Here is a 12,491-nt window from a genome sequence, read left to right as displayed (position 1 = left end):
ATGGGCGTGATGTCGTCTCGTATCGTGGACGCTCCCGGAATAGCGCATTCCGGTCTGGTGGTCCTGGACGGCATCGGCATGGGCGTCGAGGACGTCGTACGCCTCGCCGACGGCACCGCCCGCCCGGTCCCGGGCACCGAGGCGATGCGCCGCGCGGAGGAGTCCTGGAACGCCGCCCGGCAGATCGCCGCGACCGGCCGCGTCTACGGCCGCTCCACCGGCGTCGGCGCCAACCGGAACGAGGACGTCCCCACCGAGGCCGCCGCCGGACACGGACTGCGGCTGCTGCGCAGCCACGCCGGCGCGATCGGCGACGAACTGCCCGCCCGGCAGGTGCGCGCGATGCTCGCGGTGCGGGCCAACCAGCTGCTGGCCGGCGGCGCCGGGTTGCGGCCGAGTGTGGTCACCGCCCTGTGCGAGGCGCTGGAGTCCGGCGCGTACCCGGCCGTCAACGAGTTCGGCTCGGTCGGTACCGGGGACATCGCGGCGCTCGCCCAGGTGGGCCTCGCGCTGGTGGGGGAGCACCCCTGGCGGGGCGCCGGGGCGCCGGCGTCCCAGCCGCTGGACAACAACGACGCCCTCGCCCTGATCAGCAGCAACGCCCTCACCCTCGGCCAGTCGGCGCTCGCCCTGCACGAGCTGCGCGGGCTGATCGAGGCCACCCAGGTGGTGGCGGCCCTGTCACTGCTCGCCGTCGACGGCTCCCACGAGGCGTTCGCGGCGCCCGTGCACGCGGCCCGCCCGCACCGGGGCAGCGTCGAAGTGGCCCGCCACATGCGGGAGCTGATCGGCGCCGCGGACCGGCCGACCCCGCCGCTCGGCAGGATCCAGGACCCCTACGGCTTCCGCTGCCTGCCCCAGATCCACGGCCCGGCCCACGACGCGGCCGACGCCCTGGAGGGGGTGCTGGCGATCGAGATCAACGCGGCCGCCGAGAACCCCCTGATCTCCGTCGAGGACCTGGCCGCCTACCACCACGGCGGCTTCTACCAGGCCCAACTCGCCCTCGCCCTGGACCACTTCCGGCTCGCCGTCACCCAGGTCGCGCGCCTGTCCACCTCCCGCCTCTCCTCCCTGAACGAGCCCGCCTTCACCCGCCTGCGCCCCTTCCTCGCCGACCAGGAGCCCGCCTCCTCCGGCGTGATGATCCTGGAGTACGCCGCCGGCGCCGCCCTCGGCGACCTGCGCGCCTTCTCCGCGCCCGCCTCCCTCGGGCACGCTGTACTCTCCCGAGGCGTCGAGGAGCAGGCCAGTTTCGCCTCGCTCGCCGCCCGTCAAACGCTGCGCGCGTGCCGCGCGTACCGTCTGGTGGTCGGCTGCGAACTCGTCGCCGCCGTACGGGCGCTGCGCCAGCGCGAACTGCGTCCCGACCCCGGGCTCGGGGCGGGGCGGGCGCTGGAGCTCGCCGAGGCGGCGCTGGAGGCGGACCCGGCCGACCGGCCGCTCACGGACGACGTCACCGCGGCGGCCGGGCTGCTCGACCGGTTCACGGACATCTGGAGGGGGAGCACGTCATGAACGTGACCGACAGCCCTGCGACTCGCTTGCAGGCGCTCTTCGAGGGGCACCGGCTCACGCCGACCCAGCGGCGCATCGCGCACAGCATGGTGCGGCGCGCCGCCGACGTGCCCTTCCTGTCCAGCGTGGAGCTGGCCGAACTGGCCGGGGTCAGCCAGCCGTCCGTCACCCGCTTCGCCGTCGCCCTCGGCTTCGACGGCTACCCGGCGCTGCGCAAGCACCTGCGCGAGGTGGTCCCCGCCGAACAGGCGGCCGGCAACGGGTCGTACAACGAGTACCAGCAGGCCGTCGAGGCCGAGATCGAGAACCTCCGGCACCTCGCCGAGGTGCTCGCCGACCCCCGCCCGGTGCAGCAGGCCGGCCGGCTGCTGGCCGCCTCCCGGCCGCTGCCGGTGCTCGGGCTGCGCGCCGCCGCCTCGCAGGCCTACGGCTTCGCCTACTTCGCCGCCAAGGTGCACCCGGACGTCCGGCTGCTCAACGAGGGCGGCACGATGATCCACGACCGCATCGACGCGGCCGTCCTGGCCGGTGCCACGGCGCTGCTGTGCTTCGCGCTGCCCCGGCATCCGCGCGAGGTCGTGGACACCCTGGGCTATGCCAAGGAGGCCGGGCTGACCGTGGTCACCGTCGCCGACTCCGCCTTCGCGCCCGTCGCCAAGGTCTCCGACCTGCTGCTGCCGGCCGCCGTCGGCACCGGGCTCGCCTTCGACACGGCCTGTGCGCCGATGCTGCTCGGCCGGGTGCTCCTGGAGGCGATGTGCGACGACCTGCCGGACGCGCAGGCCCGCCTGGAGGAGTTCGACACCAGGGCGGCGGCGCGGGGGCTGTTCGTCGAGTGAATCCTCGCAGAAGGGTTCTTTAAGGCTCGTCTCACGTTCGCTGGTTAGCGTCCCGCCAGACGGACTGGGCCGAGACCGGCGAGGAGGCTGCGGACATGGCGCGTGCGGGACGAGGGGTACGAGGCGGACAGGGGCTGGCCCGGGTGGCCGTGGTCGTACGCGCCGGGGCCGCGCCGCTGTGGTGGTCCGGGGTGTTCGCCGCGGGCGTCGGGGTGCTGCCGCCGGGGTTCACCGGGCGCCGGATCGGTGTCATGGCCGGGGCCGCGCTGTTCATCATCGGCGCCGCCGTCGTGGCGCTCACCCGCCGCAAGCGGTACACCGCCCTGGTGCACGGGGCCGCCCGGGCCGGCAAGCACGACGTGCTCCAGGACCGGGCGGTGACCGTGCGGAACTGGCGCCGGGGACACCGCTGGTGGCTGCTGCTGGCCTTCGCCGTCGCCCTCGGCTCGGCCTTCGCGGTGCCCGCGGCCGGCGGCATGCTGCTCGCCGGCACCGGCACCGGGCTGCGTCTGAAGGCGGCCTGGCTGGGCCGCCGGGAGAAGGCCGCCGAACAGCTGGTGTGGCTGCGCGTCGACTGGCTCGACGGGCGCGGCGGCCGCCCGGCCGGCAAGACCGTCAAGGCCTACCGCGGTACCGGCATCGCGGCGGGCGACGCGGCCCCGGGCGGAGCGCGCCGCCGCACCGCGGCGCTGGTCTGACCTCCGGTCAGACCTCCAGGTCCTCCTCGATCTTCTTCAGCTGGTGCCGGGCCATCGCCAGGTTGGCGCGGGACTGGTCGAGCACCAGGTAGAGGAAGAGGCCGTTGCCGCCCCGGCCCTTGAGCAGCCGGATCAGGTGGTAGGCGTTGGTCAGCGTGATCAGGATGTCCTCGATCTCGCCCTTGAGGCCGAGGTGCTCCATGGTGCGCATCTTGGCGCGGATCACGTCGGTGTTGCCGGCCGCGGCCACGTTCAGGTCGAAGGTCTTGCTGCCGCCCATCGTGCCCAGCGCCATCCCGCTGGTGTAGTCGACGAGCGCGACGCCGGTCGCGCCCTCGATGGAGGTGAGGCACTCTTTCAGGGCGGTTTCGGTGTTGGCCATGACTTTCTGGTTCCTTTCAACTGTCGGTTGCGGTGCGCGCGTCGGTGGTGGTGCTGGTGGTGCGTGGCGTGCGCGTGGTTCTGGTCCGTGTGGCTGAGCTGCGGGCCGGGCGCAGGGCCTTGGCGGCCGCCTCGGCGGCGTCGACCACCTCGCCGATCCGGGCGGCGGCCCGGCGGCCCTCCAGGTGGAGGCGGCCGACGTTCACCCGGTCCTCGGCGAGCAGGGTGAGCACGGCGCTGTGACCGGCGGCGTAGGTGGCGACGTAGCCGTCCTCGCCGCGCACCAGCAGCTCCCTGAGCTCGCCCTTGCCGGTGGCGTCGGAGACCCGGACGGCGACGCCGAGCTCGGCCGCGGTGAGCGCGGCGAGCCCTTCCGGATCGACGCCCGGGCAGTCGTGGGCGACGACCAGGCCGTCGACACCGGCCGCGAGGGCGCCGGTGAGCTGGGGCATCCGGGTGCGTAACCGGCGCAGTTCGTCGAGGACGGCCTCTCTGTCGGAGCTGCCGGGTTCTGCCGCCATCAGCTGTCTCCTCTCGGCGGGGCGGTGCCGTTCAAAGGGCCTCCAGCGCATCCCTGAGCCTCTTCAGCAGCGCGATGTCGGGGTCGGTGACCGGGGGAAGCGGGGGCGGGAGGGGCGCGGTGTTCCTCGGGGCGAGGAGTCCGGCCGCCGCCAGCCGCCGTACGTCCACCAGCGTGTGGAAGGCCGGCCGGCCCAGCTCCCGGGCGATCTGCGGGGCCGTGCGGACGCCGTCCACCCGGTCCAGGACCGCCCGCTGCCGGGGAGTGACCGGCGGGGGTGCGACGGGGTCCGCCCGGATCAGCGGGGAGCCGTCCGCCGACGGGTCGGGCCAGATGCGGTGCAGCAGCTCGCGGCGGCGCAGGGTCTCGCGCTCCAGGGCGGTGACGGGGACCGCGCGCAGCGGTCCGGCGGCGGCCGTGGTGCCGTACCGGAACCGGCCCGGGGTGCTGCTGGGCGCCAGCGCGAAGTACCCGGCGTCGTACAGGGCGGCGAGCCGGCACACCTCCAGGGCGCCTCTCGGCAGCAGGCCGGCGGCGAGCAGGCGGTGGATGGCGGCGGGTATGTCGTCGGTCCAGGGCCAGGCGGCCGCGTCGAGCGTGCCGCGGGCCGTGAGGAGCACGTCGAGGCCGGGGGCAAGGGGGCTCTCGGCGTGCACCACGCGGCCCTCGGCCAGGTGCAGGGTGCCGTGCTCGCGGACCAGGACACCGGTGGCCCGCTCCTCGGCGAGGCGTATCAGCATCGGTGAGAGCGCCCCGGGTGCTCTCTCGTGCAGGGCCGCCCGGTCCCGGACCGGCAGCGGCGGCGGTGTTTCGACCACGGTCATCCCAGCACCAGCCGCTCGGCCATCTCGCCGAGCCGGATCCGGGCGAGGGCGAGATTGCCGTCCTCGCGGGTCAGCCACAGATGCAGGAACACGGTGGCGTCGAAGGACGTGACCACGAACCGCAGCAGGTGGTAGCTGTCCCGGTTGCTGACGATCAGGTCCTCCACCGGAGGGCTCACCTCGGTGTCGTCCTCCGTGCTGAACGCCCCGTGCTCGGCGGCCAGCCGGGCCAGCTCGGCGGCCTCCGCGGCGGTGGTCTCGTGGTCACCCCCGGGCGCCTCCCCGACCGTGCCCAGGGCCAGTCCGCTGGTCCAGTCGACCAGGGCGGCGCCCCGGGCCCCGGGCAACCGCATCGCTTCCAGTAAGCACTCGTCGATTCCGGGCACCGTGGCTCCCCTCCCGCCGCGTGGCTCTCCGGTTGAGTGACGCAGACACTACGCAACGTGTGCGGGAGGGAGGAGTCGTTTGGCATTTTCCAGTGGAACATGCATCCGGCAGGCTAGTGTTGGTCAACTGGGCTGCTTTTCGCACCAGTTGATCCCTGCTTTCCGAGGTGTCTCAACGGCTCCTGGTTGCATGCAGGGTGGTGAGCGCATCCGCGTGCGCCCCTCCGGATTCGGCCACGACCTCGGCGACCGTCTGCGGCTCCCGGACGACGGCGAACGCCACGCCCCCGCCGCCGTCCGGCGCGAAGCCGTAAACCCCGGGCCGGGCAAGGGAGTTGTAGGAGTAGTGGCTGCCGAAGTAGTACGCCCCGGTGTCCAGCGCCGCCGCGAGGTCCCCCTGCTCCAGCGGCGGCAGCGCGCGCCCCTCGGCGAGCAGGTCGCCCGCGAAACAGGCCGGCCCCGCCACGTCCTGCACCACCGGAGCCCCCTCCTTGGGCCGCCCCTTCGCGTCGTACGCGGCGATCCGCAGCGGCCACGCCCCCGGCACGTACACCGTCCGCGGCGCCACCTGCACCCCCGCGTGCGTCACCGCGATCCGCCGCCCGCCGGAGCTCTTCGTGTACTCCACCCGGGCCACCACCGTGCCGTGCCGGGCCAGCAGCGATCGCCCGAACTCCGTCACCAGCCCGTACCGCCCGTCGAACAGCCCCGGCACCGCCTCCGCCAGCAGCCGCGCGTACTGCGCGAACGTCGGCTCCGTCGCCTCCGACGCGAAGTTGACCGAGAGCCCGCCCCCGATGTCGAGGGTGTCGACCTGCCGCCGCCCGACCCGCGCGTTGATCTCCTCGGCCAGCGCGTACGTCTCGGCCACGCCCCGCGCCAGCATCGACAGCGAGATCCCCTGCGACCCGGTGTGTGCGTGCAGCCGCGTCAGCCACGGCCGCTCCGTGAACGCCTGGACGACCCACTCCCTGGCCCCCTCGTCCCGCAGTCCCACCCCGAACTTCGAGGTCGCGGTCGCGGTGGAGGTGGCCCCGATCGTCCCGGCCCCGATCTGCGGGTTCACCCGGATCCCGAGCGGCGCGGAGGCGGCGCCGCCCGCGTGCACGAGGGCGTCGAGGCGCATGAGCTCCTGCGGGTTGTCCGCGTTCACGGCGACGCCCAGCGCCAGCGCCTCGCGCAGCTCCGCCGCCGTCTTCGCGGGCGCGTCGAACACGATCCGCTCCGCCGGCGTCCCGGCCGCCCGCGCCAGCGCCAGCTCGCCCGCGCTGGCCACCTCGGAACCCAGACCGGCCTCGGCCAGCAGCCGCACCACCGGCACCAGTGGGTTCGCCTTCACCGCGAAGGCGTGCAGGATCACGGTGCCGGGCGCGGCGACCGCCTCGAACGCCCGGCGCAGCGCCGCGGCCGACGCGCGGATGCCCTGCACGTCCAGCAGGCCTACGATCGGCGCGTCCGGCCCCAGCAGTCCCTGCTCCACCGCCGCCCGTACGGCGTCGTCCCGCCGCCCGACCCGCTCGCCGTCGTCCCCGTCCCGGTCCCTGTGTCCGTCCCCGCACCCGTTCACGATGTTCCCCGACATGTCATCGTCCGCACCCTTGAGGCCCATAAGTCCAGCGAAACATCCGGAACGCGGCCGTGCTGGCCGACCGGACGTATTGACTAGTTCTATTCAGCGAGCCAGGATGTGAATAACCGCAGGAACACTTCGCTGGCCGTTGATCCCTGATCCGCTAGGAGGCAGACCATGTCAGGACCCCGCCCCGTACGAGCGCCGCGCGGTACGGAACTGAGCGCCCTGGGATGGCAGCAGGAAGCCGCCCTGCGGATGCTGCAGAACAACCTGGACCCCGAGGTCGCCGAGCACCCCGACAAGCTCGTCGTCTACGGCGGCACCGGCAAGGCCGCCCGCGACTGGCGCTCCTTCGACGCGATGGTCCGCACGCTGCGCACCCTCAAGCAGGACGAGACCATGCTGGTCCAGTCCGGCCGCCCGGTCGGCGTCATGCAGACCCACGAGTGGGCCCCGCGCGTCCTCATCGCCAACTCCAACCTCGTCGGCGACTGGGCCAACTGGGAGGAGTTCCGCCGCCTGGAGGCCCTCGGCCTCACCATGTACGGCCAGATGACCGCCGGCTCCTGGATCTACATCGGCACCCAGGGCATCCTCCAGGGCACCTACGAGACCTTCGCCGCCGTCGCCGCGAAGAAGTTCAACGGCACCCTCGCCGGGACCATCACCCTCACCGCCGGCCTCGGCGGCATGGGCGGCGCCCAGCCCCTCGCGGTCACCATGAACGACGGCGTCGCCATCTGCATCGACGTCGACCCGCGCGCCATCGAGCGCCGCATCGAGCACCGCTACCTCGACGTCAAGGCCGACTCCCTCGACCACGCGCTCCAGCTGGCGACCGAGGCCCGCGACGCCCGCCGCCCGCTGTCCATCGGCGTCCTCGGCAACGCGGCCGAACTGGTGCCGCAGCTGCTCGCGATGAACGCCCCCATCGACATCGTCACCGACCAGACCTCGGCCCACGACCCGCTGGCGTACCTGCCGGTCGGGGTGGCCTTCGAGGACATGGCCGACGCCGCCGCCAAGGACCCGGCCGGGTTCACGACCCGCGCCCGTGAGTCGATGGCCAAGCACGTCGAGGCCATGGTCGGCTTCATGGACGCCGGCGCCGAGGTCTTCGACTACGGCAACTCGATCCGCGGCGAGGCCCAGCTGGCCGGGTACGAGCGGGCGTTCGCCTTCCCCGGCTTCGTCCCCGCCTACATCCGCCCGCTCTTCTCCGAGGGCAAGGGCCCCTTCCGCTGGGCGGCCCTGTCCGGTGAGGCCTCCGACATCGCCAAGACCGACAAGGCGATCCTCGACCTCTTCCCGGAGAACGAGTCCCTGCACCGCTGGATCAAGCTGGCCGGTGAGCGGGTCCACTTCCAGGGCCTGCCCGCCCGCATCTGCTGGCTCGGCTACGGCGAGCGGGACAAGGCCGGCGAGCGGTTCAACGACATGGTCGCGAGCGGCGAGCTGGCCGCGCCGCTGGCGATCGGCCGCGACCACCTCGACTGCGGCTCGGTGGCCTCCCCCTACCGCGAGACGGAGGCCATGCTGGACGGCTCCGACGCGATCGCCGACTGGCCGCTGCTGAACGCGATGGTCAACGTGGCGTCGGGAGCGTCCTGGGTCTCCATCCACCACGGCGGCGGGGTCGGCATGGGCCGGTCCATCCACGCCGGGCAGGTGACCGTCGCCGACGGTACGAAGCTCGCCGGTGAGAAGATCCGCCGGGTGCTGACGAACGACCCCGGCATGGGCGTCATCCGGCACGTGGACGCCGGGTACGACATCGCCGAGTCGGTCGCCGACGAGCGGGGGGTTCGGGTGCCGATGCGCGAGGGCGAGTCGGCGTGACGAACGGGGACTCTTCGGTGGGGGCCGAACTCTCGTCGCCGGGTGCGGGTGCGGGTGCGGCTGTGCCCACCCGTCCCGCCCTGCGGAACGACTGCCCACAGCCTGGACGGGGTTCGGGGAGTAGCGCCGCCTCCTTCCACTCCATGTGGCGCGAGCTGCTCCCCGTCGGGCGGCATGCCGGCTCGCGCGGTTACCGGCGCTTCGCCTGGACCGGGGCCGACGCCGAGTGCCGGGACTGGTTCCGGGAGCAGGCCGAGGGGCGCGGGCTGACGTACGAGGTCGACGGGAACGGGAACCAGTGGGCCTGGCTCGGGGACCCGGCGGCCGGGAACGCCGTCGTCACCGGGTCGCATCTGGACTCCGTGCCGGACGGCGGCGCCTTCGACGGCCCCCTCGGCGTCGTGTCCTCCTTCGCCGCCCTCGACGAACTCCGGGGGAGGGGAGCCGAGTTCACCCGGCCCCTCGCCATCGTCAACTTCGGGGACGAGGAGGGCGCCCGGTTCGGGCTCGCCTGTGTCGGGTCCCGGCTGACCGCGGGGCACCTGACCGTCGAGCAGGCCCACCGGCTCACCGACGGCGACGGCGTCACGCTCCCGCAGGCCATGGAAGCCGCCGGCTACGACCCCGACGCCATCGGGCCCGACCCCGAGCGGCTCGCGCGCATCGGCGCCTTCGTCGAACTGCACGTCGAACAGGGCCGGGCGCTGGACCTGTCCGGTGACCGGGTGGGCGTCGCCAGCGCCATCTGGCCGCACGGGCGGTGGCGGTTCGACTTCCGGGGCGAGGCCAACCACGCCGGCACCACCCGGCTGGTGGACCGGCGCGACCCCATGCTGTCGTACGCCGAGACCGTGCTCGCCGCCCGCCGCGAGGCCGAACTCGCCGGTGCCGTCGCCACCTTCGGCAAGATCGCCGTCGAGCCGAACGGCGTCAACGCCATCCCCTCCCTGGTGCGCGGCTGGCTCGACTCCCGCGCCGCCGACCAGGCCACCCTCGACACCGTCGTCGGCGGCATCGAGAAGGCCGCCCGGGAGTACGCGGAGGCGCACGGCATCGACCTGGACGTGGTCCGCGAGTCCTTCACGCCGGTCGTGGAGTTCGACCACGCCCTGCGCGACGAACTGGGCCGGATCCTCGGCCGGGACACCGGTCTGACCGTGCCCGTCCTGGGCACCGGTGCCGGACACGACGCCGGGATCCTTTCGGGGAGCATCCCGACCGCCATGCTGTTCGTGCGCAACCCCACCGGCGTCTCGCACTCCCCGGCCGAGTTCGCGGCCGAGGACGACTGCGTGGCCGGGGTGAGCGCACTCGCCGACGTACTGGAAGGGCTGGCCTGCGCGTGACGACACGGACGACGTACTGGTTGGAGTACGCCTGGCTGGACACGCACGTCGAGCCGGGTGTCGCCGTGGAGGTCGCCGACGGCCGGATCACGGCGGTGCGGACCGAGGTGCCCGCGCCGCCGCCCGGGGCTGAGATCCTGCGCGGCCTCACCCTCCCCGGTCTCGCGAACGCCCACTCGCACGCCTTCCACCGCGCCCTGCGCGGCACCGTCCAGGTCGGCTCCGGGACCTTCTGGACCTGGCGCGAGCTGATGTACTCCTTCGCCGACCGGCTGACCCCGGAGACCTACCACGCGCTCGCCCGCGCGGTGTACGCCGAGATGGCGCTGGCGGGCGTCTCCTGCGTCGGCGAGTTCCACTACGTCCACCACGCCCCCGGCGGCACCCCGTACGCCGACCCCAACGCGATGGGCGAGGCGCTGATCGCGGCGGCCGCCGACGCCGGGATCCGGATCACCCTCCTCGACACCGCCTACCTCTCCTCCGGCATCCTGAGCGAGCACCGCGGCGAGCCGCCCAACGCCCACCAGCTCCGCTTCTCCGACGGCAGCGCGGAAGCCTGGGCCGAACGCTGTTCAGTTCTCAAGGAACGGGATCACGCACGGATCGGGGCGGCGATCCACTCCGTACGGGCGGTGCCCGCCGGGCAGCTGGCGACCGTGGCCGGCTGGGCCGAGGAGCGACGGGCCCCGCTGCACGTCCACCTGTCCGAGCAGACGGCGGAGAACGACGCCTGCCTGGCCGCCCACGGCCGCACCCCCACCCGGCTGCTCGCCGACCACGGCGTCCTCGGCCCGCGCACCACCGGCGTCCACAACACCCACCTCACGGACGAGGACATCGCCCTGCTCGGCGGCTCCGGCACCGGCACCTGCATGTGCCCGACCACCGAGCGGGACCTCGCCGACGGCATCGGACCGGCCGTGGCCCTGCAGCGCGCGGGCTCCCCGCTCTCCCTGGGCTCCGACAGCCACGCCGTCATCGACCTGCTCGAAGAGGCGCGCGCGATGGAGCTGAACGAGCGGCTGCGCACCCGCACCCGGGGCCACTGGACGGCCGCCGCCCTGCTGCGCGCCGCCTCCGCCGACGGACACGCCGCCCTCGGCTGGGACGACGCGGGCACCATCGAGACCGGCATGCTCGCCGACCTGACGACGATCGCGCTCGACTCCGTCAGAACCGCCGGGCCGGTACCGCGACTGGGCGCCGAGACGGCCGTATTCGCGGCGACCGCGGCCGACGTACGGCACACGGTCGTCGGAGGCCGGCACGTCGTACGGGACGGGGCGCACACCCTCGTACCCGATGCGCCGCAGGCCCTCGCGCGGGCCGTCGAAGCGCTCCGCACCTGACGACCAGCCCCCACCAGGACTCCGACGAGGCCATCATGAGCAGCAGCACCGTCATCACCAACATCGCCACGCTGGTCACCAACGACCCCTCCCTCGGTGACAACTCCCCTCTCGGTCTGATCCAGGACGCGGCCGTCGTCATCGACGGCGACCGTGTCGTGTGGACCGGTGAATCCAGCAAAGCACCCGCCACTGACAACCGGGTCGACGCGGGCGGCCGGGCGGTGCTGCCGGGCTTCGTGGACTCCCACTCCCACCTGGTCTTCGCGGGCGACCGCACCCAGGAGTTCAACGCCCGCATGTCCGGCCGGTCCTACACCGCGGGCGGCATCCGGACGACGGTGGCGGCGACCCGGGCCGCCTCGGACGAGGAACTGGAGCGGAACCTCACCCACTACCTCGACGAGGCGCTCCGCCAGGGCACCACCACCTTCGAGACGAAGTCCGGCTACGGCCTGACGGTCGCCGACGAGTCCCGCGCCCTGCGCATCGCCGCCGCCCACACCGACGAGGTCACCTACCTCGGCGCCCACATCGTCTCCCCGGACCACGCCGACGACCCGGCCGCCTACGTCGCCCTCGTCACCGGCGAGATGCTCGACGCCTGCGCCCCGTACGCCCGCTGGATCGACGTCTTCTGCGAGAAGGGCGCCTTCGACGGCGACCAGGCCCGGACCATCCTCACCGCGGGCAGGGCGAAGGGCCTGACCCCGCGCATCCACGCCAACCAGCTCTCCTACGGCCCCGGCGTCCAGCTCGCCGTGGAACTCGACGCGGCCAGCGCCGACCACTGCACCCACCTGACGGACGCCGACGTCGACGCGCTGGCGAGCGGCAGCACGGTCGCCACCCTCCTCCCCGGCGCCGAGTTCTCCACCCGCGCCGAATGGCCCGACGCCCGCCGCCTCCTCGACGCCGGCGTGACCGTCGCCCTCTCCACCGACTGCAACCCCGGCTCCTCCTTCACGTCCTCCGTCCCCTTCTGCATCGCCCTGGCCGTCCGCGACATGCGGATGACCCCCGACGAGGCGGTCTGGTCGGCCACGGCGGGCGGCGCGGCGGCCCTGCGCCGAACCGACATCGGCCGCCTGACCCCGGGCACCTACGCCGACCTCCTCCTCCTGGACGCCCCGAGCCACGTCCACCTGGCGTACCGGCCGGGGGTGCCGCTGGTCAGCGGGGTGTGGCGGCGGGGCGAGCGGGTCGTCGGCTGAC

Annotated in this window: 12 protein-coding genes; 7 read left to right on the top strand and 5 right to left on the bottom strand. The window is 73.7% G+C overall.

Annotation, left to right across the window (positions count from 1 at the left end):
• The first annotated feature begins 9 nt into the window (after positions 1-9).
• The 3 genes from ACFZB3_RS16825 (at position 10) to ACFZB3_RS16815 (ending at position 3,055) form a co-directional block, all read left to right on the top strand.
• Entirely contained in the window at positions 10-1,518 is a 1,509-nt protein-coding gene (locus ACFZB3_RS16825; RefSeq protein WP_391376015.1) for an aromatic amino acid lyase, read from the top strand.
• Positions 1,515-2,357, top strand: a complete 843-nt coding sequence (locus ACFZB3_RS16820) for a MurR/RpiR family transcriptional regulator (RefSeq protein ID WP_391376012.1) — start codon at positions 1,515-1,517, stop codon at positions 2,355-2,357. Before ACFZB3_RS16825 ends, ACFZB3_RS16820 begins: the two co-directional genes overlap by 4 nt.
• 95 nt (positions 2,358-2,452) lie before the next feature.
• The gene (locus ACFZB3_RS16815; protein WP_391376009.1) at positions 2,453-3,055 is read left to right on the top strand and encodes a hypothetical protein; all 603 of its coding nucleotides are present in this window, start codon (positions 2,453-2,455) and stop codon (positions 3,053-3,055) included.
• Positions 3,056-3,062: 7 nt separating this feature from the next.
• On the opposite strand, the gene ACFZB3_RS16810 is transcribed toward ACFZB3_RS16815, so the two are convergent.
• From ACFZB3_RS16810 to ACFZB3_RS16790, 5 genes are all read right to left on the bottom strand, one after another.
• Positions 3,063-3,437 (bottom strand): hypothetical protein, encoded by a 375-nt coding sequence (locus ACFZB3_RS16810; RefSeq protein WP_093502118.1) that lies wholly within the window; start codon positions 3,435-3,437, stop codon positions 3,063-3,065.
• A 16-nt stretch (positions 3,438-3,453) separates the two neighbouring features.
• The gene (locus ACFZB3_RS16805; protein ID WP_391376005.1) at positions 3,454-3,957 is read right to left on the bottom strand and encodes a roadblock/LC7 domain-containing protein; all 504 of its coding nucleotides are present in this window, start codon (positions 3,955-3,957) and stop codon (positions 3,454-3,456) included.
• Between the two features lie 31 nt (positions 3,958-3,988).
• Positions 3,989-4,780 (bottom strand): transcriptional regulator, encoded by a 792-nt coding sequence (locus ACFZB3_RS16800; RefSeq protein WP_391376003.1) that lies wholly within the window; start codon positions 4,778-4,780, stop codon positions 3,989-3,991.
• Entirely contained in the window at positions 4,777-5,166 is a 390-nt protein-coding gene (locus ACFZB3_RS16795; RefSeq protein ID WP_046731666.1) for a hypothetical protein, read from the bottom strand. Before ACFZB3_RS16795 ends, ACFZB3_RS16800 begins: the two co-directional genes overlap by 4 nt.
• A 172-nt stretch (positions 5,167-5,338) precedes the next feature.
• Positions 5,339-6,748 carry a diaminopimelate decarboxylase gene (locus ACFZB3_RS16790; RefSeq protein WP_391376000.1) on the bottom strand — a complete coding sequence of 470 codons (1,410 nt, stop codon included), beginning with the start codon at positions 6,746-6,748 and terminating at the stop codon, positions 5,339-5,341.
• A 165-nt stretch (positions 6,749-6,913) separates the two neighbouring features.
• Here ACFZB3_RS16790 and hutU point away from each other — a divergent pair, with 165 nt between their 5' ends.
• The 4 genes from hutU to hutI all read left to right on the top strand — a co-directional run bounded on the left by hutU (position 6,914) and on the right by hutI (position 12,490).
• Positions 6,914-8,578, top strand: coding sequence for a urocanate hydratase (hutU, locus tag ACFZB3_RS16785; RefSeq protein WP_391375997.1), 1,665 nt, complete (start codon positions 6,914-6,916; stop codon positions 8,576-8,578).
• A 143-nt stretch (positions 8,579-8,721) separates the two neighbouring features.
• Positions 8,722-9,924: an allantoate amidohydrolase gene (locus tag ACFZB3_RS16780; RefSeq protein WP_391376928.1), complete on the top strand. Its 1,203-nt coding sequence runs from the start codon at positions 8,722-8,724 to the stop codon at positions 9,922-9,924.
• Positions 9,915-11,276: a formimidoylglutamate deiminase gene (locus ACFZB3_RS16775; protein ID WP_391376927.1), complete on the top strand. Its 1,362-nt coding sequence runs from the start codon at positions 9,915-9,917 to the stop codon at positions 11,274-11,276. The genes ACFZB3_RS16780 and ACFZB3_RS16775 overlap by 10 nt, the downstream gene beginning before the upstream one ends.
• A 35-nt stretch (positions 11,277-11,311) precedes the next feature.
• Complete coding sequence (gene hutI, locus ACFZB3_RS16770) at positions 11,312-12,490, top strand: imidazolonepropionase (RefSeq protein WP_391375994.1); 1,179 nt, start codon at positions 11,312-11,314, stop codon at positions 12,488-12,490.
• Position 12,491 lies beyond the last annotated feature (1 nt).

The organism is Streptomyces sp. NPDC008092, assembly GCF_042957285.1.
GTDB lineage: Bacteria > Actinomycetota > Actinomycetes > Streptomycetales > Streptomycetaceae > Streptomyces.
This window is presented reverse-complemented; position numbering and strand designations above follow the sequence as displayed.